Here is a 23,273-nt window from a genome sequence, read left to right as displayed (position 1 = left end):
TGTCCCCCTCGTCCGCCAGCAATGTCAGGTCGGCCGGATTTGACCGGTGCCGCGCACCAGATATTTGAAAGAGGTCAGCTGTTCCACACCCACCGGCCCGCGCGCATGCATCTTGCCGGTCGCGATACCGATTTCTGCACCCATGCCGAACTCGCCGCCATCGGCAAACTGGGTCGAGGCATTGTGCAGAAGGATGGCAGAATCGATCTCGTTGAAGAAGCGCGCAACGACATCCGGGTTCTCGGCAATCACCGCTTCGGTGTGATGTGAGGAATAGTGCTCGATATGTTTGATCGCGCCATCGATACCATCGACGAGACCGACGGTAATGATCGCATCGAGATATTCGGTCGACCAGTCTTCCTCCGTCGCGGGTTTCAGATCGGCGACATATTTCATGACCTCATCGGAGGCGCGGATTTCGCAACCCGCCGTTTTCAAAGCATCCAGTATGGGCTTCAGATGCGTTTCTGCCACCGCACGATCCACCAGCAGCGTTTCTGCCGACCCGCAGATACCGGTCCGGCGCATCTTGGCGTTGACGACAATCGTCTTTGCCATTTCAAGCTCCGCCGATGCATCCACATAAACGTGGCAAATGCCTTCCAGATGCGCAAACACCGGCACCCGCGCTTCCGACTGAACACGGCCCACAAGGCTCTTGCCGCCACGCGGCACAATCACATCAATCGCGCCATTCAGCCCGGTCAGCATGGCGCCCACAGCTGCACGATCCGTGGTCGGCACCATCTGAATGGCATGTTCAGGCAACCCGGCCGCTTTCAAGCCTTCCACCAGGCAGGCATGAATGGCCGACGATGAATTGAGCGAATCCGAACCGCCGCGCAGGATCACCGCATTGCCAGCCTTCAGGCACAGCGCACCGGCATCCGCCGTCACATTCGGGCGGCTTTCATAAATCACGCCGATCACGCCAAGCGGCGTCCGCACCCGGCTGATCTGCAGGCCGTTGGGGCGCTCCCATTCAGCAATCACATCGCCGACGGGATCTTTGAGCGCTGCAATTTCGCGAATCCCTTCAGCCATGGATGCAATGCGGTCTTTGGTCAGCGTCAGGCGGTCGACAAATGAGGCGGCCATGCCAGCCTCGCGCGCATTTTCAAGATCAATGGCATTGGCAGCCAAAATCGTATCCGTTGCGGCCAGAATATTCTCCGCCATGGCGAGAAGTGCCGTATTCTTGCGCTCGGTGGAAGCAATCGCCAATGGACCGGCAGCCGCCCGCGCATTGCGGCCAAGCTGGAGCATCATCGCATCGACGCTGCCCTGATCCTTCGTTCCATCAAGCATTTTCCCGGTCCTTCGTCTCGTCACCCTTGTGACCCGTCATGGCCATATCATCGCGGTGAACCATCGCCGAACGGCCTGCATAGCCCAAAATCTCGGCGATTTCACCTGTCTTCTTGCCGGCAATCAGCCGTGCATCCTCGGCGTCATAGGCAGAAAGCCCCCGCGCGATCTCCCGGCCCGCCAGATCAACGATAGCAACCGTGTCGCCGCGCGCAAAGTCGCCCGACACGTCCTTTACACCTGCAGGCAGAAGGCTTTTGCCGGAATGAAGCGCCTTTTCGGCCCCCGCATCCACCCGAATTCTGCCGACCGGCTGCAACTGACCGGCAATCCATGTCTTGCGCGCCGTCACCGGCACCGTGGCGGCTGCAAACCACGAATGACGACCGCCATTTTCCAGGGCCGAAATCGGCGCGTCCATCTTGCCGGATGCAATGATCATCGCGCAACCGGATGTCGTGGCAATCTTGCCCGCATCGATTTTGGTCTTCATGCCGCCACGCGACAATTCTGACCCCGCTCCGCCAGCCATGGCCTCGATTTCAGGCGTGATCGCGGCAATTTCCTCAATCAGCATGGCGTTGGGATCAAGATGTGGCGGCGCTGTATAAAGACCATCAATATCAGACAGCAGAACGAGAAGATCGGCGCCTGCCATGGTGGCGACGCGCGCGGCCAGCCGGTCATTGTCGCCATAACGGATTTCGCTGGTGGCAACCGTGTCGTTTTCATTGATGATCGGCACAGCACCCATCTTCAGAAGCTGGTTGATGGTGGCCCGGCCATTGAGATATTGGCGGCGCTGCTCGGTATCGCCCAACGTCAAAAGGATCTGCCCGGCAACAATCCCATGCTGCGACAGGCTTTCCGACCAGGCGCGCGCCAGCGCAATCTGGCCCACGGCAGCGGCCCCCTGGCTTTCTTCCAGCTTCAGCCCCGTGGCCGGCAACTTCAGCACCGTGCGACCGAGCGCAATGGCACCTGACGACACGACCATAACCTCCGCACCCTTTGCGCGAAGTGCTGCAATATCGCGGGTCATGGCGTCCAGCCAGGCCTTTTTCAGGCCGGCCTTGCGGTCGACCAGCAAAGCGGAACCGATTTTGATGACAATGCGCCGGCAGTCGCTCGGCAGCTTGCGCGTCCCGCTCATTCCTCGTCGTCCCAGCCGTCTTCGTCATCCCACATCGGCTCATCCTTGGGCTTGCGCCCGGAATGACCGCGCGCCGCCGTTGCCGCCTGAATATCAGGGTCCTGCGCCTTTGCCTCGTCGATCACCTTGCGCAATGCGCGCAGAACCTCGGTCATGCCAATGCCGGCCACCGACGAAATCACCATCGGCTCCACACCCGAAACGTCGCGCAAGGCGTCAAGCTTTTCCTGCTTCGTTTCATCGTCCAGAATATCAGCCTGCGAGAGCGCCAGGATCGTCGGCTTGCCGATCAGCCCGCCGCCATACGCCTCCAGCTCACCCACAATTGTCTTGTAGGCACCGGCGACATCCTCTTCCATGGCAGAGACCAGATGAAGAAGAACGCGCGTGCGCTCCACATGGCCCAGAAACCGGTCGCCAAGCCCCACACCGTCATGCGCGCCTTCAATCAGCCCCGGAATATCGGCAATGATGAACTCACGCCCGTCAACGATGGCAACACCAAGATTGGGGTGCAGCGTGGTGAAGGGATAATTGGCAATTTTTGGCCGCGCACGCGTGACAGAAGCGAGAAATGTCGATTTGCCCGCATTCGGCAGACCCACCAGCCCGGCATCGGCAATCAGCTTCAGCCGGAGCCAGATCGTCTTTTCCTCGCCCTCAAGCCCCGGATTGGCCCAATTGGGCGCCTGGTTGGTGGAGGATTTGAAATAGGCATTGCCAAAACCGCCATTACCGCCAGCCGCCAGACGAAAGCGCTGGCCTTCTTCCACCATATCGACAATCAGCGTCTCGCCGTCTTCCTCAAAAATCTGCGTGCCGACGGGAACCTTCAGCGTCACGTCAGCACCCTTGGAGCCGGTGCGGTTGCGCCCCATGCCGTGCATGCCGGTCTTGGCCTTGAAATGCTGCTGAAAGCGGAAATCGATCAACGTGTTCAAACCGTTGACGGCTTCCACCCACACATCGCCGCCACGTCCGCCGTCACCACCATCCGGCCCGCCGAATTCGATATATTTCTCGCGCCGGAACGAGACTGACCCCGCACCACCATCGCCTGAACGGATATAGACCTTGGCTTCGTCAAGAAACTTCATAAAATTCGCCTGCCATTATTGGGTTGCACATGTGCGCGCCTTTGCGCCCTGCATTATAGGGGCTGAGGCCGCACGTCAAAGGTAATTGCACGCAAGAAGGCCCGGCAGGCTTGGGGAAAAGCCCTTTACAAGCGGCAAATCCCATGGAACACACACTTCATTGCACTTAGCCTTTGACAGGCGGGGGCAAGATGAGTATGGGGACCGAAATCCATAATCCTTGAGACAAACGCCGTAACCGCGGCCCATGCCGAAAAGCGGCGATGAATGAGGTTTGACAGTGGCAAAACCTGAACTTGGAACAAAGCGCATCTGCCCGGAAACGGGTCGTAAATTCTACGACCTCAACCGTGATCCGATCGTTTCGCCCTACACCCAGAAGAGCTACCCGCTCTCCTTCTTCGAGGAAACCTCAGCAGCTGTCGAGGACGAAGAAGAGCAGGACGATATTGTTGAAGTCGATGCAGACGCAGCCGAAATCCCGATGACGGCGATGAACGACAGTGAAGACGATGATTCCGATGACGATACCGGCGGTGAAGACATCCCCGATATCGGCGACGATGATGTCGACCTCGGCGATGACGACGACGATACGTTCCTGGAAGAAGACGACGATGAAGATGGCGACGACATGAGCGACATCATCTCCGTTGCCAGCGACGACGACGAAACCTGATTTTCATCAGCGCTTGCCGGAAGCGAAAAATTCTTTTCCGGCAAGCACGATTAAGGCTTGATCTCTTCCAAAAGCAGAAGTAAGAAGCCGCCACCAAACGGGCCCCAACCCGTTTGAGTTACCTTGGAATGGGGCTATAGCTCAGCTGGGAGAGCGCTTGCATGGCATGCAAGAGGTCAGCGGTTCGATCCCGCTTAGCTCCACCAAGCCCACTACATATTACCCTTGAACTCACGTGAACGTTCGCTTTTGGTTGTCTCCAAGGGATGGTGCGCGCCCAACTAGCTCCCCCAGCTTTGGAACTTATATAGGCGTGGGATGAACGGTGGGATCTCAATTGGTATTTACCTAGCCAAGGTCCCTCAGGTTCAGTTCTTTCCGCGCCTCCCTGAGATCGATCTTTGCGCGATAGCCGTGCTTTTCCAGCAGGTGCAGAAGGTTGGAGCCTGTGAACAGCGTGATGGGTTTTCCTGAAGCAAAGCTGTAGGCATCAGGTCCGTAGTCAGCAGTGGTGATGAGAATTCCCCGAGATGCTCCCTCGTGTTGCATCGTTCCGTATAAGTCCCGAACGGCCGTTACACCTACCGTTCGCGTATAGCGCTTGGCTTGTATTACGATCTTGCCGCCCGTTATCGGGTCGGGATCGAAGGCGACTGCATCCACACCACCGTCACTGCTAGCTTGCGTCACCCGCACTTCGCCCCCGCGCGATGCAAACTCTTTTTCAAACAGCTCACGAACAAGGTGTTCGAAGTCTTCCCAATCCATCGCAGCAAGGTTTGTCTCCGCGGTCAAGCTAGCCGCATTGTCCTTGCTGTCCACAAAACGGCGGTCTTCCTTGTTCAACTCCATCACAGGCGGTATTGCAGCGAGTGCCGAGAGTGTTGAGGCTGACACACCCTTGAGTGCCCTGAAACAGGCCTTGGGGTCCACACGGCTGAGATCGATCTCTTCGAACTTCTCCCGGTCAACGAGAACAGACATGATGCAGGATCGTACATCACGTCCCGTGGACCGATCTACGTATTTTGCAAAGCCGTTGAATAGGACCTTTTGAAGGTTGCGGTGATCGTCAGCTTCAAAGACCTCGTGAATGGTACGCAAGCAAATCTGATAGCAGGTGGCATCGAAGTTGGCCTTCTGCTCCCTTTCTGAGATATAGGTCTCTTTGATTTCCCCTGTAGAGGGTATGAACCTAGCAGACTTGAGAATAGGCATCTGATCAGGTGAGGGAAGTGTGTACTCGATGAGCAGTGTTTTCTCATCCGACACGTAGTCCACCTCGAATGACTTCTCGAACAGATCACCATAGTCCGACTTCTCAAGCACTAGAGTTGCATGTTCAACGACAGACTGCATCTCCCCGAGTGCCACCCCGAGAGCAAGCGCATCGACCTTTCCGTTCTGCTCCGCCTGCCTACTAAGGAACTCTGTTTTTCGGCGCTCAAAGTCGGCTTCAAACTCCAGCTTTTGGGCGTTCCAGGCGGCAAGCTTCCCATTGAACGCTGCCTCCCCGATCTTCTCCTCGGCCCTCCAATCCTGCAAAACCAACTCATAGCTCGCTAGAGCCTCTTTCAACTTACGCTGTTTCCGCCCAAACAGTTTATCCCAAAATGTAATCTGTGGTGGAGTGTGGTTCGGCTGTGGACGGCTGGCACGTAAAGGTTTCGGCACCCGGAAGGTCGGATCATCCCGGTAACCGCTTTTGTCCTTGAGACTTTCCCAATCAACGCGGTCGTCAACCCCCAGCGTATGGGCAAGAATTGTGGACAGCGCGTCAATACGTGCGGCAGCCTCAATCGTCATTTGGTCGGCTTGGTCTTTCCCAGCTACCACGGCGGTCTTGCGTCGATGATCTGCTAGTTTTTTGTCCCACGCGGCCATCAAGGCATCGACCTTGCCCTGAAGCAGATAGATTTCGGGAGCGCTTAGGTCCTTGTGGAGATCAAGCTCGTTGTGCCAGAAGTCAACATAGTATCGGAGTATCCTTGTACCATCAGCACTGAACTTCGCCTGAAGTTGACCGACAGTTATTGACCGAAGGTTTTCCGAACGAACCACTACTTCTTCCATGTTAGCCCCCTCTAGCAAGCCTATATCTTGCATTGCTGCCGTGGGTTGTTCAACTTGAAATACTCATCAAGGTCGCATGGAATAAGATAATAAATCCACTTTGAACCGCGCCTCGGATGCAGCCTTTCGCATTGTGGGGTTACGTCGATGCAGTCGGAAATTCCGTTTCAGACGCTCCGAACGCCTTCACCAGCAATTTTAGCCGATTAACTCAACTCCACCAAATTTTAACCAATCCCAAAATTCAACGTTTTGAAGTTGTACTTTTTGCGCCTGCATTAACGCAATTCTTGCAACCCTTGTGACAGTCTATCGGTGACGGCTGGGGTGGGTGCGGCGTGGGAAGCTGCGAAAAATTTGCAACGCACCGCTCCGGCCAAGGTTTGGAGTGTGATCTTGACGTTTAATATTGCCAGCGGATTTGCGCGCAGCAGCGAACTTTATCCTCAAAACATCGCCGTTGCTGTGGCGGGGCAAAACTATACCTATGGCCGCCTTGCCGCAGAGGTGCGCCTGCTTGCCGGCAGGCTGGCAAAACAACGTCGCAGCGGCCGCATCGGCATTCTGGCCTCGCGCAGCCACACGGCCTGCCTTGGCATTCTGGCGGCGGCCTGGAGCGGCGCCACCTATATTCCGCTGAATTTGAAGATGCCCGAAGACCGCCTTGCGGCCCTGCTCACACGTCTCGACCTCGACGCGCTGATTGTGGATGAACGCGGCGCTGCCCTGATGGGTGAGACGGCCATGGCGGCGGCACCGCAGCTGATTGTCTCTGCAGACACCGCAAAAATTCCCGCGCCGACCGCGAAGACAATTCTGCGACTGGGCGATCTCGACGGAGAACGCATGGAACAGCCCGCCGAGGTCGGCCCCGATCACGTCGCCTATATCATTTTCACATCCGGCACCACCGGCGTGCCGAAAGGCGTCATGGTGCCGGCCAGCGCGGTCAAAGCCTTCACCACCGTTTCACAGGATCTGTTTGCGATAACCCCTGAGGATCGCATCGCCGAAACGACTGAAACGGCATTCGATGTTTCCGTGCAAAACATGTTTCTGGCGTGGAACGCGGGTGCCGGGCTTTATGTGCTCACCGGGCTGCAGATGGTATCACCTGCCCGTTTCATCCGCGACCATGCGATCACGATTTGGGCCTCCGTCCCTTCCATCGTCAATCTTATGCGCAGATCGAATACGCTGAGCGCGGGTTCGCTGCCAAGCCTGAGACTGTCCTTCTTCGGTGGTGAAGGCCTGCCGCCCGGCGTCGTGCGGGCGTGGGCGCAAGCCGCACCCAATAGCCGTATCGACAATCAATACGGTCCGTCGGAGGCAACGGTCACCACGCTGCACCAGCGCTTGAATGACGCGGCAGTCGTCACTCCGACCCGGGAGATCATGGCCATCGGCAAACCCTATCCGGGCGTCAAGGTCGCGATCATGGATGAGAACCTCAACACCTTGCCAGATGGCACGCCCGGCGAAATTGCGCTGGCCGGCGCACAATTGGCGACCGGCTATTTCGAACAGGATGACCTGACGGAACAGCGTTTCCGCATCGTTAACGGTGAGCGCTGGTATCTGACCGGCGACCTCGGCGTGAAGGACGAAAACGGCATCTTTCATCATCTTGGCCGCATCGACAATCAGGTCAAGGTCATGGGCAACCGCGTCGAGCTGGAAGAGGTTGAAACCTATCTGCGGGAGGCCTCGGGTTCAGACGCGGTCGCCGCTGTCGCCTGGCCTGTTGCCAATGGAGCCGCCGAGGGCATTGTCGCCTTTGTCGCTGATCCGGCGTGTTCCGTGGAAGAGCTTCAGCAACGTCTCAAGGCAAGCCTTGCGCAATACATGCTGCCTCGCCAGATCCATATCCTGAATGACCTTCCACTCAACACAAACGGCAAGGTGGACCGCAAGGCACTGGCAACAATGCTTGATGAAGGCCGCCTGCAACCACAACCGGAAAGCGTCGCGGTATGACCGATATTGGCATCGAAACAAGGCCCGCGGGCGGTTCACCGGTCAGCCATATACTGGCCTGGCGGCGTGCTTGGCTGCACATGGACAGCAATGACGCGGTCGTGCGTTTTGCCACTTCGCTGCCCGGCAAGGCGCTGCTTTATGTCACCTTCGTCGCATTCCTCTTTGCCTATCAGTTGCAAATGGGCGGCCTGCTGGTCATTGCAGGATCGCTCGCACTCCTGACCGTATTTCCAACGCGGCGTCTGGAAGTGCTGCTGCTCGGCGCTCTGGCCTATCTTTACCTCAGCCCCTTTGGCACAACCGCCCTGCGCGCGCTGCCGCAAGCCCTCACCGAACGCTATGGGCCAATCGGCATAGACTTGAAACTGTTCGGCCTTTTCACCGGGCTTGTTTTCTTTGTTTTCGCGGCCCTTGTGCTGGCCGCGCAGGCCCGCTTCGCAGACAAGGCTGTCGTCAAACGGCCGCTCATGTGCCTCATGGCCCTGTTCTGGTTTCTCGTCGCAGTCGCCATGACAGACCTGCTTCCCGCCAGGGGACAGATCATCCTGTGGAGTTTCATCGGGGTGTTTGCGACCTATTTCTGGTATCTCGCCTATGCGATGGCCGACCAGAAGGTCAAAAACCCGACGCCAAACTGGAAACGTCTCGGCCTCTTCCGGCCCATGTGGGGTGCACCATGGACCCCCTTTGGCAAGGGCGCTGCCTATCTGGCAAAGTTCGAAGCGGCGGATGAAACCGACCTGGCCAAGGTACGCCTGCGCGCGATCAAGCTGATCTGCTGGGGTGCAATCCTCTATTGGCTTGAGCACGCCCTCACTTATATCGGCTATTCCGTGGTCCATATCTCAACGCTGGACGAAGCTGTAATCGCACAGGCCCAATCCGGGCTGGCAGCGTTCGCGGGCGATTGGGCGGCGGTGATCTACAGTTATTTCCTGCACATTCTCACCATGTGCGCCTTCGGCCATTTCGTCGTCTCGGTCATCCGCATGACCGGATACGGTATTCCGCGCAACTCCGTTCGCCCTCTCGCTGCGCGCAGCCTGGCAGACTTCTGGAACCGCTATTATTTCTACTTCAAGGAACTGCTGGTCGACTTCTTTTTCTACCCGGCCTTCCTCCGCTATTTCAAACGGAACACCAAGATGCGGCTGGCCTTCGCCACCTTCTGCGCCGCCGGTGCCGGCAACTTCCTGTTCCATGCCATGCAGAACATCGATCTCGCCTTCACAGGCGGCGCTGTTGCCTTTCTTCAGCAGTTTGAAGGATACCTGATCTACTGCCTTGCCTTGTCTGCCGGCCTGATTGCATCGCAGCTGTATGGTCGCAAACCGCAGCCCACAGACGGCTTTCTGCGCTACGAGGTGCTTCCGAGGTTGAATGTCGGACTGTTCTTCTGCCTGATCGCCGTCTTCGGCGATCCCACATCCACCTTGCCGGTGTCCGAGCGCATTGGCTTCGTCCTGAACCTTTTTGGAGTAACGCTATGAGCAATTCCGCTGAACGCATCACGGCAGCCGTCACCGAAATGCTGGCCGCAAAAAACGATCATGCTCCGATCAATCCGCAGGAATCGCTTTTCGAAACGGGCCGCCTCGATTCCCTTGCGGCGACCGAATTGATCGTGCTTCTGGAATCGGAATTTGGCGTCGACGTCTCAAGCCCGGATTTCGACATTTCCCAGCTCGACAATCTCTCGAGCCTGCAAAGGTTGGTCGCATAAAGCGTTGCAACGCAGTGGCTGATCAAATTTGGCTTATCCGCAGGACGGTAAAATGACTGCAATCTGCAACGTCAATGGTTTCAACCGGGCCACAAGGCCCGCTTTTCAACCATTTCCTCGCATATTTTTGTCATTTTACCGCCAAAACAGCCTCATTTATGGGTCCGCGACCTAACGCGCGGCTGCCAGTTGGGAGCGCGCTTTGCCTGTTGTTGAACGGACTTTGCGCGACAGGGCGATGCAGGGTTTTTCAACGCTGTTGTAGAAAATCTCTGCGACAGCAAAGCACATGGGCACCCCAAAGACGACCGGAACATAGGCCGGGACTGCATCCTTCAGCAGAACCCCGAACAGTGTCAGCAAAAGCAGATGGGTCAGGTAGAGGCTGTAGGAAACACGGCCCAGCCACTGCAGCACGGGATGCGCAAGAAGGATCTTGAACGGCGCCCAGGTCAGCGCAAGCGCGATCAGCATGATCGACCCGACCATGCTGAGCTGATCGAGAAGCAGGCTCATGGTGATAAAGGCTACACCGGCGGCGACAAAGGGATGGTGCGAAACCGTGACGAAAACCAGCTTTTCGTTTTTCCAATCATAGGCCAGAAGTGCGCCGACTATGAAACTGATGGCGAAATGCGCAGTCGTAATCAGCGCTTCGAGCACTGTTTCGCCCCCATAAGCATATTGCCCGATGCCGGTAACAATCAGCGCAATTTCCTCCGCCACAAAGAGCACCACGGCAAGCGCGATGGCGACCTTGAGGTTGCGCACAATCACAAGACAAATCATGGGCATGAGAAAGGAAAGGCGAAGCTCATAGACCAGAGACCAGCTGGGATTGTTGAGCGCCCGCCCGCTCTCCGTTCCGGTGACCGCAGCATATTGCAAAAGCGCATCCAAGCCCACATGCCCCGAGAGCGCCGCGATAAGAAATCCTGCAATGCCGGCAAAGAGATACGGCGGATAAAGACGCGCAGTACGGCTCAACACGTAAGTGAGATAGGAACTGCGCTGAGGCGCATTCCATAGAGAAGTCGCAAGCACGAAACCGCTAAGCACAAAGAAGAAAATCACAAAGCTGCGGCCATTGGCCAGCATGCGAAACGGCGTGTGGTTCAAAACACCGTCAGCCAGTAGAAGCTGCAGGCTGTGCGTGGCAAGCACGCCAACGGCTGCAACGCCGCGCAGCGCGTCCAACGCATCATACCGCTGAGACTTTCCATCCCGCCGCATACCCATTCCGGAACCCTCGTGGTTAAAACCGCTCTGACGACCACTTTATATAGCAGGCTCCGGGACCCGGGTTATAAACATGTGTTAACGATTAATCTTAAGCTTGTTGGTAAAATCTTTCGTGCAGATCAGGCTCGGCAGACCTCGACCTGAAAACCGCTGGACTGCCAGAGGTGGCGCGAAAAGACCGTTTGCTGACACTCCGCAGCCCAAACGCTATTCTCGTTTCAGCTCCACAAACCGCAATTCGCGCACCCGGTATTCCACCGTACACACCTCGATTGCGGTGCGGTTGCACATGCCGCCCTGCATGGTCATGACAAACACCATGTTGCCGTAGCGCAGGCGCATGCGCCAATCGTAAAGCTGCATTTCCGCCGTCAGGTGGTATGAACCATCCTTCAGCTGTGTGTAAAATCGTGTCATGCAGCCGAGCATGCTGCATTCAGGGTTCACCACCCCGTCGCAGGTCACCGCACCCGGATTTGTCACCACATCCATGCGCTTGTCATTGTTGTAATCGATCAAAGTGAGGTAATCCGGCGCAAAATGCATGGTCTTGCACTGTTTGCCAAAGCGCATCCGTTCAGCACGCCACACACCGTCCACACCCGCTTCGTCTGCAAAAGACTGGCCGGGCGCAGCAAGCGGTGAAAGCGCCAAGACAATCAACGCAAGCAGTTTGAAAACGGAAGATGAAACGCGACTGAACACCATGCCGAAGCATAGTAAGGGCGAAAGTTAAAGAAATTGATGCCGCGCAATCAGCGGCGTTTGGGGCGCAGCCGGATCACCACGTCCACATGCGCGATTTCCATGCCTTCCGGCACTTCCGGAACATTGCCGATGGAAATATTGCTCACGGGAATGTCCAACACCTCGTTCTTGCCTTCAAGGAAGAAGTGGTGATGGTCAGACACATTGGTATCGAAATAGGTCTTGGAGCTTTCCACTGCCAGAACGCGAAGCAGCCCGGCATCGGTGAACTGGTGCAGCGTGTTGTAAACGGTTGCAAGCGAAACCGGCACATCGGCAGCCTGCGCTTCGGCATGCAGTTCTTCCACGGTCAGATGACGGTCACCCTTGGCATAGAGAAGCTCGGCAAGCGCAACACGCTGCCGCGTCGGCCGCAAACCCGCTTCACGTAACCGACACTCAATGTCTGTCAAACTGCTTTCGTGCATTTCCGCCTAACTCGATGTCCTGCCTGGATGCAAAACTGGACCGCCAAACTATTGTTTAACCTATAACGTTCCGCATGGCCCGTTTCAACCGTTTTCCACCGAAAATGCCGCGCGCCTGCCTCGAAAAAGATAAATTTCCCCCTATATACGCTAAATGAACACTGGCCGCTGAATATCCATTCGATTATGAAGCCCCGACAATTCGGCCGGATTCGAGCAAGACTGCCTGTTAAAGTTCTGCAAAGACTTCAATTCATGCGCCGAATGCTCTAAACGAAAACGGAAGAAAATTGCATTTTGGGGAACGGAAACTTCATGGCCACACAGCAATCGAGCTACACGTACGAAGAAATTCTCACCTGCGGCAGCGGTGAAATGTTTGGCCAGGGCAATGCGCAATTGCCTTTGCCGCCCATGCTCATGCTGCATCGGATCACGGAAATTTCCGAAACCGGCGGGCCGCATGGCAAGGGTTTTGCCCGTGCCGAGTTCGATATCACGCCGGACCTGTGGTTCTTCCCCTGCCACTTCAAGGGCGATCCCGTGATGCCGGGCTGCCTGGGCCTTGATGCGCTGTGGCAGCTCACCGGCTTTTATCTCGGCTGGCTGGGCGAACCCGGCAAAGGCCGCGCCATTTCCACCGGTGAGGTAAAGTTCACGGGTCAGATCACCCCGGCAACCAAGCTTGTGGAATTCGGCATCGACTTCAAGCGCGTCATGCGCGGCCGCTTGGTTCTGGGCATTGCCGACGGCTGGGTGAAAGCCGACGGCGAAACGGTTTTTACCGCCGCTGATCTGCGCGTGGGTCTTTTCAAGGAAAAGACCGCCTGACAAGACTGCCGGGCCTGACATAAAAGGCCCGCTGAAACTTTCAAAATTAGACAAAGGTTTTCATGATGAGACGGGTAGTTGTTACGGGCCTAGGCATTGTCTCCTCCATCGGCAACGACGCCAATGAAGTGACCGAATCGCTGCGCAACGCCAAATCCGGCATCACCGCATCCGAGGATTTTGCCGAACACGGTTTCCGCTGCCAGGTTTGGGGTCGCCCCACCCTGGATCCGACTGATCTGGTCGATCGCCGCGCCATGCGCTTTCTCTCCCAGGGCGGCGCTTGGAACCACGTGGCCATGAAACAGGCAATCGCCGATGCGGGCCTGGAAGAAGGCGACTACGCAGAAAAAGAGCGCGTCGGCATTATCATGGGCTCCGGCGGACCCTCCACCAAACAGGTGGTCGAGGCAGCCGACATCACGCGCAACAATGGCAGCCCCAAGCGCATTGGCCCGTTTGCCGTGCCGAAAGCCATGTCCTCGACGGCCTCCGCCACGCTTGCCACCTGGTTCAAGATCCATGGCGTGAACTATTCTATCTCGTCGGCCTGCTCCACGTCGGCGCATTGCATCGGCAATGCTGCTGAAATGATCCAGTGGGGCAAGCAGGACATGATGTTTGCCGGCGGCCACGAGGATCTCGATTGGACCATGTCCAACCTCTTCGACGCCATGGGCGCAATGAGCTCCAAGCACAATGACACGCCCGCCACCGCGTCGCGCGCCTATGACGTATCACGCGATGGTTTCGTCATCGCGGGCGGCGCCGGCGTTCTGGTTCTCGAAGAGCTGGAACATGCCAAGGCGCGCGGTGCCAAGATCTATGCTGAAATCACCGGCTATGGCGCAACGTCCGACGGTTACGACATGGTGGCCCCATCAGGCGAAGGCGCGATCCGCTGCATGCGTCAGGCGCTTTCCACCGTCACCGGCGACGTCGATTATATCAACACACACGGCACTTCCACACCGGTTGGCGATTCGAAGGAAATCGGTGCCATCCGCGAAGTGTTCGGCGACAAGATCCCGCATATCCAGTCCACCAAATCGCTCACCGGCCATTCGCTGGGTGCGGCCGGCGTTCAGGAATCCATCTACGGGCTTCTCATGATGCAAGCCGGCTTCATCGGCGAGAGCGCCCACATCACCGAACTCGATCCCGAATTCGATGGCGTTCCGATCGTGCGCAGCCGCATCGACAACGCCAAGATCGACACGGTTCTGTCGAATTCGTTCGGCTTCGGTGGCACCAACGCTACCCTGGTTTTCCAACGCTATAACGGATAAGCCAGGCATGCCCATAAAAAATCTGGCGCGGCTTGCACCGCGCCAGACCTCGGCCAGTTTAAACAGAAGAATGCTGTCCGCCGCGGGGAACGGAAGGAACCCCCAGCATCCAATCTGTTAAATGCTGACGCCGAAACTCAAAATGAGATGATCCCCTTCGAAAGGGCGATGCTGACTGCCTGCAGGAGGTTATCGGCCTTCAGCTTTTGCTGGGCGCAAAAAAGCAGCACTTCGATCTCTGAGGGGGTGAGCGTCAGTTCCACGCTGATTGCGTCCACACTCGCGCCTTCCGCCACCAGCGCCAGACACTTCGCTTCCGAACGCGTCAGTTCGTCTGGAGCACCGGTCTCGTCCGACCGAAATGCATTATTATTCATATTCATGAATCGACCTGTCGCCGAAAGTCGTGCCAATCGGCCTTTATTGGAAACACCGCGCATCGCTGTCGAAAATTCATTCGCCCACGAGCATTTCGTGGCCTCTTAGCCAAATTCCGCAGCCTTGTCCTTAACGCAGCGCGACATTCTTTTATCATTTGATGCTAAATTAAGCAGACATGTACCGATGCTCATATCAAAGACCGATGATGAGAACCCATATGACCGGAGCGATTTTGTCTTTCGGTTAGAGTATCGATATGATGTCCGGTCGTTCTGAGCCTTCAGCGAGCCTTTTTGCGGAAATCACGTGGCGTCTGGCCATACCAGCGATAAAACGAGCGCGTGAAAGCACTGGGCGCGGAATATCCCAGCCTGTAGCAGATATCGGTGGCGCTCAACGCTGTTTCGGTGAGAAATTTCCCTGCCAGCTCTCGCCGCACATCGTCGCGAATATCATTAAGCGAGGTTCCAAGGCTCGAAAGGCGCCGCTGCAGCGTGCGCTCGGAAACATTGAAGAATTCGGCCACCTCAGCCAGCGTCACATGGTCATCCCGCAGCCGCGTCGTCACGTAGTCGCGGGTCATCTTCAAGAGCTCATCTTCATCCGTCACGCTCGGATGCATCGTTTGGCACTGAATATCCATCAGCTCGAAAAGACGGGCATCGGCACGCGGATTTTCAACCTCCAGCAATGCACGCGGTGCCCGCAACCAGTTCATGTCCTGTCCAAAGTGGATATTGCGGGTGATATACTCTCTGAATGGCCCGAAATCGCGTGGTTTTGGCCGTTCCAGGCCCACCTCGATCGCCGCAACCGCTGAACCTGCCAGACGCCTCAACGCGCCAACGACAAGCGCAACCCCGAGATCCACAAACTGGTCCCGCTGCAAAATGATCGGTGAAAAGCTCCAGTGAAAGACTGCGCCACCTTCATTCGTTTCGAAGCGGCAATAGCTCGTCTCGGAGACATAGGCCATATGGCGTTGCTGAAACCGCAGAAATTCGCGCACATTGGGTGCCACCATCAAGCCATAGCCGTAAGGCCCGGTGGCGCCGAAAGGATAGACATTGGAATATTTCAGGCCGAAAGCATCGTCCCCGGCCTTCGCCGCACACATTTCAAGAAGGCGGCAAAAGCGATCAATGCTGATCCTGCCGACGATGTCATGAAAGACTTTCACGTCCATGCCCAGCGATTGGCACAGCGGTACTATGTCAATGCCGTAGCCTGCGGCATAGTCCTCCAGCGCTGCCCCAATCCCCGCGGCAGCCGTATATCTGTCTGTCATGGTCGCCGGCAATTTTCACCCTCGCCGCCAGAAAACTGACGCTTGATGGTAAACCGCAACGCGAAATATGTCGAGTTGGTATAATTGGCCTGTTCAATTCTACTTATGCGCGCTCAAAATCTTGAAGCGGGCGTTGCGGCAAACCTCGTGGCTGGAACGGAAATGTGCAGCCAGCACATCCTCATAAGGCAGCCCCCGATTGGCCACCATCAGCAGCTCGCCACTGCTGACCAGCGATTCTGAGGCACGTTTGATGAAAGCCTGGCCAAGGCCGGGTTCAGTGGCATGCCCTTCATGAAAAGGCGGGTTCATGATGATCAGGTCATATTTGACCTTCACCTCTTCACCGGCAATATCGTGCCAGTGGAAATGCGCCGTCACATCCGGGCAAAGGGTAGCCATATTCTTCTTTGCAGCCTCCAGAGCACCATAATGCGCCTCGTAAAGGTCGATGATTTTGACCCGCGGTGCCCGCTCGGCAAGCATCACGGAGAGATAACCCCAGCCTGCTCCGAAATCGGCAGCCTTGCCGTTGAAATCCTCCGGCAGCCGCTCGGCCAGAAGCTGCGAACCGGGATCGGCCCGATCATGTGAAAACATACCCGCTGCGGCCTCAAAGCGCCCCTCCGCCAATACAGGCTCGCTTTTCAGCGATCCGACCAGGGCATTGATCTCCTCCGGACGCTGGAACCACAACGCCTGACCATGAAATTTCGGCATATGCTCGCAGTCCAAACCCAGCTTGAACAGCCGCTTGCGCAGAGCCTGGATACCGTCTTCCTTGCCACCTGCCGCAACGATCAGCGCGCCGGGTGTGGTGCGCTCCAGGGCTTGCGCAATCCGGTTCTCGTTTTCACCCTTGTGTTTGCCGACCAGGATCAAAGCCCCATCGAAGCCGGTATCCTCCGCCCCGAAATCCGGACGCGTAACCATGCCGCTCTGCCGTTCGAGCGCGCGAAACAGCGGCCTGAAGGGCTGAATGCCGGTTAGTTCGGCGGCAAATCCCTCCGGCAGCGCATTGCCTGCTTCCGCACCGACAAAGATGAACCGTTGTCCGGCAGCGGGCATTGGCACAACCTCGGCGTCAAACGGATGGAAAAGGGTTTTCAGAGCATTTCTGGCCATGGTCGGTCTCATTTCAAATGGCAAAAAAGGCGCGGAACAGTCCGCGCCTTTGCATTGATTTTATCAGCCCGGAAAAACCGGGGCAGAAGACTTATTCGGCGTCGTCGCCGTCTTTCTTCTTCTCTTCGCGCGGAATTTCTTCGCCGGTTTCCTGGTTCACGACCTTCATGGAAAGGCGAACCTTGCCGCGCTCGTCAAAGCCCATCAGCTTGACGTAAACCTTGTCGCCTTCCTTGACGACGTCGGTTGTCTTGGCAACGCGTTCCTGCGCCAGCTGCGAAATGTGCACGAGACCATCACGCGGACCGAAGAAGTTGACGAACGCGCCGAAGTCAGCGGTCTTCACAACCGTACCTTCGTAGATCATGCCCACTTCCGGCTCGTCGACAATCGAGTGGATCCACTTCTTGGCCGCTTCGATTTCCTTGGCCGAAGATGAGGCGATCTTGATCGTACCATCGTCTTCGATATTGACCTTCGCGCCGGTCTTTTCCACGATTTCGCGGATAACCTTGCCGCCCGAACCGATGACTTCGCGGATCTTGTCGACCGGAATGTTCATCACTTCGATGCGCGGTGCAAATTCACCAAGCTGCCCGCGGCTCTCGGTAATGGCCTTGGCCATTTCGCCGAGAATGTGCTGGCGGCCGCCCTGTGCCTGGCCGAGCGCAACCTTCATGATCTCTTCGGTAATACCGGCGATCTTGATGTCCATCTGCAGCGAGGTGATACCGTCATTGGTGCCGGCAACCTTGAAGTCCATATCGCCGAGGTGATCTTCGTCACCCAGGATATCGGAAAGAACCGCAAAGCGGTCACCTTCAAGGATCAGGCCCATGGCAATACCGGCAACGGGCTTGGCCAGCGGAACGCCTGCATCCATGAGAGCCAGCGACGTGCCGCAGACGGTCGCCATGGAGGACGAACCGTTGGACTCGGTGATTTCCGATACAACGCGCAGCGTGTAGGGGAACTGCTCAGCCGAAGGCAGCATCGGGTGGATAGCGCGCCATGCGAGCTTGCCGTGACCGATTTCGCGGCGTCCCGGAGAACCCATGCGACCCGTTTCACCGACCGAATAGGGCGGGAAGTTGTAGTGCAGCATGAAGTTTTCTTTGTACATGCCCGTCAGGCTGTCCACATACTGCTCATCTTCGCCAGTGCCGAGCGTGGCAACAACGATGGCCTGCGTTTCACCGCGGGTAAACAGTGCAGAACCGTGCGTGCGCGGCAGAAGGCCAACTTCAGCAACAATCGGGCGGACCGTTTCGAGGTCACGACCGTCAATGCGGCTCTTGGTGTCGAGAATGTTCCAGCGAACAATCTTCGCCTGCAGGTGCTTGAACACGGCACCGATTTCTTCAGCCGTGTATTCACCTTCGCCGTCCTCGGGAAGGAAATGGGCCTTGACCTTGTCCTTCACCGCGTCAACAGCAGCGTAACGGGCAGCTTTTTCGGTGATCTTGTAAGCCTCGCGAAGCTCAGCTTCTGCAAGCTTCAGCATCGCTTCTTCAAGCGCGGAATGATCTTCCGGTTCGAATTCGCGCGGCTCCTTGGCAGCCACTTCCGCCAGCTTGATGATCGCGTCGATCACCGGCTGGAAGCCCTTGTGACCGAACATCACAGCGCCGAGCATTACGTCTTCGTTCAGTTCCTTGGCTTCGGATTCCACCATCAGAACCGCGTCGCCTGTACCGGCAACAACGAGGTCGAGAGAGCTCTCGTCCATTTCGTCGATATGCGGGTTCAGAACATATTCGCCATTGATATAGCCAACGCGCGCGCCGCCGACCGGGCCCATGAAAGGAACGCCGGAAAGCGTCAGCGCCGCAGACGTGGCAACCATCGACAGGATGTCCGGGTTGTTTTCCAGGTCATGCTGGATAACAGTCACGACAACCTGGGTGTCGTTCTTGTAGCCTTCCGGGAAGAGCGGACGGATCGGGCGGTCGATGAGACGGGAAACGAGCGTTTCGTTTTCGCTCGGACGGCCTTCGCGCTTGAAATAGCCACCGGGGATCTTGCCGGCTGCGTAGGTCTTTTCCTGGTAGTTGACGGTCAGCGGGAAGAAGTCCTGACCCGGCTTCGGCGACTTTGCCGAAACAACGGTGGCAAGAACCATGGTCTCGCCGTAGGTGGCCATAACCGCACCGTCAGCCTGACGGGCAACCTTGCCGGTTTCGAGAATAAGCGGACGACCTGCCCACTCGATTTCGACCTTATGAGTATCGAACATTTCTTGTCCTTGATCTGGCAGACACTCGACCGCATGCCATCGCACGCGGCTCAAACATCTGGCATCTGGCTTATCATGGGCAAGACAACGGGAGGCTTTTGAGTATCGCGGCATTGTCCACGAAAAGCGTCCGGCAATCCTGCCCCATGACGGGCCTGGGTTACATTTGACAGGTCCAGCCCTTCCGGGCCTGTCAGCTTCAAATATTTCCCGAACTGGCGGGAAACGAAAACCGGCGGCTCCTTTGACGAAGCCGCCGGAAAAATGATTAGCGGCGAATGCCCAGCGAACCGATCAACTTGGTGTAGCGCGCTTCGTCGATCTTCTTGAGGTAATCAAGAAGCGAGCGGCGGCTGGAAACCAGCTTCAAGAGGCCACGGCGGGAATGGTTATCCTTCTTGTGATCCTTGAAGTGCTCGGTCAGGTTCGTGATCCGCTCGGTCAGAATGGCAACCTGAACTTCCGGAGAACCGGTGTCGCCTTCCTTCGTTGCGTATTCCTTGATGAGGGCAGCCTTGCGTTCTGCAGTAATCGACATCGAACTTCCTTTCTTGTTTTTAAGGATTATTCGGTCGCCAAAAGCCGGGATGTCGTCCAGCTCAGGCCATGAATGCGACGGGCATTGCCCATTGCTGGCGCGGCTATATACGAAATCGTCAGGAAAGGAAAGAGGCAGGGGACGGCAAGGCAAGGCGGCCTAACCGGCGCGAGCGCCGCCACTTGCAACAAATAGAAAGCAGAGGATACCCAACGCCCCAAGCGCCGCATTCACCATCAGCGCATTCTGAATGCCGATAGTCTCCATCAGAAAGGAAAAGACGAAGGGTGCCGCCGAGCCGAATGCCAATCTGGCTGCTGTGATGCGCCCCGTCACCGCGCCATAGCCTTGCGAACCGAAGAGATGCAGCGGAACGGAACCTTGCGCAATGCTGCCGATACCGGACCCGAGCCCAAGGCTGAGCACGAATATCACCGACCCGACCAGCGCCCCACCGGATAGCCCAAGCATAAAGCCGCCCGCTGCTGTGAGCGTGGCCGAAAGCATCGCCAGCGCAAGCGGCGGAAAGTCGGATCCGAAGATCATGTTGATCAGCCGGCTTGCAACCTGTGACGGGCCGAAGAGTGCGGCAATGGTCACCGCCATGACCCCGAGCCCCAGCCCTTCGAGCATCGGCACCATATGCGTGAGAAGCGAGGAAAGCGCAAAACCCTGCAGCCCGAAGGCAAGCGACACGATCAGAATGCCGCGCTTGCGCAGTTCATCCGTCAGCACGCCTTCCACCGGCTGGCGATGAACATTGGCGGATAGAACACGATGACTGTTCCCCCTGCTGGCAAGCCAGACATGCAGCGGCAGGCAGATGACGAAGTTCAGCGCCGCAAAGATAAAATAGACCGTCTGCCAGTCGAACCTGTTGGCAAGTGCGGTCGTGATCGGCCAGAAGAGTGTGGAGGCAAAACCCGCAATCAGCGTCAGATAGGTGATGCTGCGCGGTGCCGTCAAAGGCTCGCTTTCCACCAACGCCGCAAAAGCGGCCTGATATTGCACCATTCCGGACGCGATCTGCGCCAGCACAATGCCCACGGCAAAAACAATCATCGATGGCGACAATGCACAAAGACACAAAGTGAGCGCTGCAAACAGCGAACCGAACACCATGACCTTTGCCGCACCGAGCCGGTCCATCCACCGGCCTATGGACGGCGCCGTCAATCCGCCGACCAGGAGAGCGGCTGAAAAGAAGCCGAATATCTGCTCATTCGACAGCGAAAAATCGCGCGCCATGCCCGGCGCAAGAATGCTGAAACTGTAATATAGCGTCCCGTAGCCGATGATCTGGCTGAGGCCAAGCGCAAGGATAATCACGGCAGCAACAGGTTGGGCGGGGCGGGACACGCAAAAGCTCACGAAACGAAAAAGGAAGCATGCTGCTGGCTGAGACATGCTTTCTCCACGCCTGCGATTCCACTCGTAGCCTGCGGCAACCTTTTCGGCAACTGGAAAACACCGCTTGACCTTACAGCGGCTGGAACCCTTACGAAAGGACGATTCGTGACAGAAACATGCGGGAATTGACTGCTATGAAATATCGAAGAGAACTTCTGGCCGTGTTGGTCATCGCGGTCGCCGGTGCAGCCTATATGCTATACGCAACGTCTCAGCCGACAAAAGAAGAAGCTCAAATGGGCAGCGCAGAACCGCTCGTTTCCATTACAGTTCCAACGTCCTATTCCGACAGCGCCATTGTCGGCAAACGCGTCTTCGATGCGAAATGTGCCACCTGTCACGGCGAAAATGCGGTGGGCCAGAATGGTGTGGCACCGCCCCTCATTCACATCATTTATGAACCGAACCATCATGGCGACGAAGCATTTCAGCGCGCCGCGGCAATGGGTGTACGCGCGCACCACTGGCCTTTCGGCGACATGCCGCAGGTCGAGGGCGTTTCACGGGCCGACATCGCCAATGTGGTCGCCTATATCCGCGAAATCCAGCGCGCCAACGGCATTGAGTAAGACAAAACGCTCAGACCGCTCTTTGCATTTCAATCGAGGTCGGCCGGTCAAAACCTGCATGCGCGTTTTCGGCGGTTTTCACAAAACCCCATTTTCCGAAGCGCTCATGATTACCGGTCAGTTCAACGCGCGTTTCCAGCCGAAGCTGCGGCAGGCCGCGCGCCCTTGCTTCATTAATGGCAAGCGCCAGAAAACGGCTTCCGATGCCACGGCCCTGCGCTTTCTCTGAGACAGCAAGCTTGCCGATATAGAGGTAATCCGGCGGCTCTGGCCGAAAGAAGGCGCAGCCAACCAACACCCCATCCAAAAGCGCCATATAACCGATTTCCACCTCAGCCTTCTCTTTCAACGATTCCACCGTCAGCCTGACTGCCGAAGAGGGCGGATCGATAACGCCGTCCATATAGGCAAAGGCGCCAAGGATAAGATTAAGCAAGCCCTGCCAATCCTGAAAGGTGGAGGCGTCAATGCGCAGAAATTCGGGTTCATGAGACATGGATGAAATATCCGGTGAAGCAGCGTGAGATGTGTTTCAATTCTGATTCCCATGTTCTACAAAACCGCTCATGGCAAAGCGAGTCACCGGTCCCGAAATTGAAAAACTCATCCAGCTTCTGGCGAAAGTGCCGGGGCTTGGTCCCCGCTCGGCGCGCCGTGCGGCGCTTCATCTGGTGAAGAAGAAGGATCAGCTTCTGGGTCCATTGGCCGATGCAATGGCCATTGCCCACGAAAAGGTCGGCACCTGCTCGATCTGCGGCAATGTCGATACATCCGATCCCTGTTCTGTCTGCACCGATGTCACCCGCGATCAGGGAGTCATCATCGTGGTCGAGGACGTCTCCGACCTCTGGGCGCTGGAGCGCGCCGGCGCGATGAACGCCGCCTATCATGTGCTCGGCGGAACTCTGTCGCCGCTTGATGGCATCGGCCCGGATGATCTGAATATCCGCGGCCTGGTTGATCGCGTATCCGCCGGTGGCGTGCGTGAGGTCATCATTGCGGTCAACGCCACTGTCGAAGGCCAGACCACCGCGCATTACATCACCGACCAACTGGCGGGCCTCGAGATCAAGATCAGCCGCCTTGCCCACGGCGTGCCGGTAGGCGGTGAACTGGACTACCTCGACGAAGGCACATTGAGCGCCGCATTGCGGGCCAGAACCGCCATTTGAA

The 23,273-nt window shown here is 57.0% G+C and carries 22 protein-coding genes and 1 tRNA gene; 9 read left to right on the top strand and 14 right to left on the bottom strand.

Annotated elements, in window-relative coordinates:
- Positions 1-24: 24 nt before the first annotated feature.
- From NHF56_RS01085 to obgE, 3 genes are read right to left on the bottom strand one after another with little or no spacing between them, the layout of a single operon-like run.
- The gene (locus NHF56_RS01085; RefSeq protein ID WP_252800783.1) at positions 25-1,311 is read right to left on the bottom strand and encodes a glutamate-5-semialdehyde dehydrogenase; all 1,287 of its coding nucleotides are present in this window, start codon (positions 1,309-1,311) and stop codon (positions 25-27) included.
- On the bottom strand, positions 1,304-2,464 hold the full coding sequence (gene proB, locus NHF56_RS01080; protein ID WP_252800781.1) for a glutamate 5-kinase: 1,161 nt from the start codon (positions 2,462-2,464) through the stop codon (positions 1,304-1,306). Before proB ends, NHF56_RS01085 begins: the two co-directional genes overlap by 8 nt.
- On the bottom strand, positions 2,461-3,561 hold the full coding sequence (gene obgE / locus NHF56_RS01075) for a GTPase ObgE (protein WP_252800780.1): 1,101 nt from the start codon (positions 3,559-3,561) through the stop codon (positions 2,461-2,463). Before obgE ends, proB begins: the two co-directional genes overlap by 4 nt.
- A 280-nt stretch (positions 3,562-3,841) precedes the next feature.
- Between obgE and NHF56_RS01070 the strand changes: the two genes are divergently transcribed.
- Both NHF56_RS01070 and NHF56_RS01065 read left to right on the top strand, forming a co-directional pair.
- Positions 3,842-4,240, top strand: a complete 399-nt coding sequence (locus NHF56_RS01070; protein ID WP_252800778.1) for a TIGR02300 family protein — start codon at positions 3,842-3,844, stop codon at positions 4,238-4,240.
- Positions 4,241-4,370: 130 nt separating this feature from the next.
- Positions 4,371-4,446: transfer RNA gene (locus NHF56_RS01065), tRNA-Ala, on the top strand.
- Between the two features lie 142 nt (positions 4,447-4,588).
- Here the strand turns inward: NHF56_RS01065 and NHF56_RS01060 are convergent.
- Positions 4,589-6,313: a restriction endonuclease gene (locus NHF56_RS01060; protein WP_252800776.1), complete on the bottom strand. Its 1,725-nt coding sequence runs from the start codon at positions 6,311-6,313 to the stop codon at positions 4,589-4,591.
- Positions 6,314-6,709: 396 nt separating this feature from the next.
- Between NHF56_RS01060 and NHF56_RS01055 the strand changes: the two genes are divergently transcribed.
- The 3 genes from NHF56_RS01055 to NHF56_RS01045 are packed head-to-tail and all read left to right on the top strand — an operon-like array spanning position 6,710 to position 10,016.
- A complete protein-coding gene (locus tag NHF56_RS01055; protein ID WP_252800774.1) occupies positions 6,710-8,290 on the top strand; it encodes an amino acid adenylation domain-containing protein in 1,581 nt (526 codons plus the stop codon).
- Positions 8,287-9,783, top strand: coding sequence for a hypothetical protein (locus tag NHF56_RS01050; RefSeq protein ID WP_252800772.1), 1,497 nt, complete (start codon positions 8,287-8,289; stop codon positions 9,781-9,783). Before NHF56_RS01055 ends, NHF56_RS01050 begins: the two co-directional genes overlap by 4 nt.
- Complete coding sequence (locus NHF56_RS01045) at positions 9,780-10,016, top strand: phosphopantetheine-binding protein (RefSeq protein WP_252800770.1); 237 nt, start codon at positions 9,780-9,782, stop codon at positions 10,014-10,016. Before NHF56_RS01050 ends, NHF56_RS01045 begins: the two co-directional genes overlap by 4 nt.
- Before the next feature lie 171 nt (positions 10,017-10,187).
- Here NHF56_RS01045 and NHF56_RS01040 read toward each other — a convergent pair whose 3' ends face one another.
- The 3 genes from NHF56_RS01040 to irrA form a co-directional block, all read right to left on the bottom strand.
- Positions 10,188-11,255 carry an acyltransferase gene (locus NHF56_RS01040; RefSeq protein ID WP_252800768.1) on the bottom strand — a complete coding sequence of 356 codons (1,068 nt, stop codon included), beginning with the start codon at positions 11,253-11,255 and terminating at the stop codon, positions 10,188-10,190.
- Between the two features lie 210 nt (positions 11,256-11,465).
- Positions 11,466-11,966, bottom strand: a complete 501-nt coding sequence (locus NHF56_RS01035; protein ID WP_252800766.1) for a hypothetical protein — start codon at positions 11,964-11,966, stop codon at positions 11,466-11,468.
- Positions 11,967-12,013: 47 nt separating this feature from the next.
- Positions 12,014-12,433 (bottom strand): iron response transcriptional regulator IrrA, encoded by a 420-nt coding sequence (gene irrA, locus NHF56_RS01030; protein WP_252800764.1) that lies wholly within the window; start codon positions 12,431-12,433, stop codon positions 12,014-12,016.
- Between the two features lie 315 nt (positions 12,434-12,748).
- Here irrA and fabA point away from each other — a divergent pair, with 315 nt between their 5' ends.
- Together fabA and fabB are read left to right on the top strand one after the other, a co-directional pair.
- Positions 12,749-13,264, top strand: coding sequence for a 3-hydroxyacyl-[acyl-carrier-protein] dehydratase FabA (fabA, locus tag NHF56_RS01025; RefSeq protein WP_252800762.1), 516 nt, complete (start codon positions 12,749-12,751; stop codon positions 13,262-13,264).
- Positions 13,265-13,329: 65 nt separating this feature from the next.
- Positions 13,330-14,553: a beta-ketoacyl-ACP synthase I gene (gene fabB, locus NHF56_RS01020; protein ID WP_252804784.1), complete on the top strand. Its 1,224-nt coding sequence runs from the start codon at positions 13,330-13,332 to the stop codon at positions 14,551-14,553.
- A 137-nt stretch (positions 14,554-14,690) separates the two neighbouring features.
- Here the strand turns inward: fabB and NHF56_RS01015 are convergent, their stop codons facing one another.
- The 6 genes from NHF56_RS01015 to arsK all read right to left on the bottom strand — a co-directional run bounded on the left by NHF56_RS01015 (position 14,691) and on the right by arsK (position 21,528).
- Positions 14,691-14,936 (bottom strand): LuxR C-terminal-related transcriptional regulator, encoded by a 246-nt coding sequence (locus NHF56_RS01015; protein ID WP_252800761.1) that lies wholly within the window; start codon positions 14,934-14,936, stop codon positions 14,691-14,693.
- Positions 14,937-15,214: 278 nt separating this feature from the next.
- Entirely contained in the window at positions 15,215-16,222 is a 1,008-nt protein-coding gene (locus NHF56_RS01010) for an AraC family transcriptional regulator (protein ID WP_252800759.1), read from the bottom strand.
- Between the two features lie 99 nt (positions 16,223-16,321).
- Positions 16,322-17,347, bottom strand: a complete 1,026-nt coding sequence (locus tag NHF56_RS01005) for a class I SAM-dependent methyltransferase (RefSeq protein WP_252800758.1) — start codon at positions 17,345-17,347, stop codon at positions 16,322-16,324.
- Between the two features lie 91 nt (positions 17,348-17,438).
- Positions 17,439-19,583 (bottom strand): polyribonucleotide nucleotidyltransferase, encoded by a 2,145-nt coding sequence (gene pnp / locus NHF56_RS01000; protein WP_252800757.1) that lies wholly within the window; start codon positions 19,581-19,583, stop codon positions 17,439-17,441.
- A gap of 268 nt (positions 19,584-19,851) precedes the next feature.
- Positions 19,852-20,121 carry a 30S ribosomal protein S15 gene (rpsO, locus tag NHF56_RS00995; RefSeq protein WP_252800756.1) on the bottom strand — a complete coding sequence of 90 codons (270 nt, stop codon included), beginning with the start codon at positions 20,119-20,121 and terminating at the stop codon, positions 19,852-19,854.
- A 159-nt stretch (positions 20,122-20,280) separates the two neighbouring features.
- Positions 20,281-21,528 carry an arsenite efflux MFS transporter ArsK gene (arsK, locus tag NHF56_RS00990; protein ID WP_252800755.1) on the bottom strand — a complete coding sequence of 416 codons (1,248 nt, stop codon included), beginning with the start codon at positions 21,526-21,528 and terminating at the stop codon, positions 20,281-20,283.
- Positions 21,529-21,665: 137 nt separating this feature from the next.
- On the opposite strand from arsK, the gene NHF56_RS00985 reads away from it, so the two are divergent.
- Positions 21,666-22,100, top strand: coding sequence for a cytochrome c (locus NHF56_RS00985; protein ID WP_252800753.1), 435 nt, complete (start codon positions 21,666-21,668; stop codon positions 22,098-22,100).
- A gap of 10 nt (positions 22,101-22,110) precedes the next feature.
- On the opposite strand, the gene NHF56_RS00980 is transcribed toward NHF56_RS00985, so the two are convergent.
- Positions 22,111-22,596, bottom strand: coding sequence for a GNAT family N-acetyltransferase (locus tag NHF56_RS00980; RefSeq protein ID WP_252800751.1), 486 nt, complete (start codon positions 22,594-22,596; stop codon positions 22,111-22,113).
- Between the two features lie 70 nt (positions 22,597-22,666).
- Between NHF56_RS00980 and recR the strand changes: the two genes are divergently transcribed.
- The gene (gene recR, locus NHF56_RS00975; protein ID WP_252800749.1) at positions 22,667-23,272 is read left to right on the top strand and encodes a recombination mediator RecR; all 606 of its coding nucleotides are present in this window, start codon (positions 22,667-22,669) and stop codon (positions 23,270-23,272) included.
- Position 23,273 lies beyond the last annotated feature (1 nt).

It is taken from the genome of Rhizobium sp. L1K21, from assembly GCF_024055895.1.
GTDB lineage: Bacteria > Pseudomonadota > Alphaproteobacteria > Rhizobiales > Rhizobiaceae > Ensifer_A.
The sequence above is the reverse complement of the archived record's forward strand: the minus strand, read 5'-3'. Positions and strand labels throughout refer to the sequence as shown.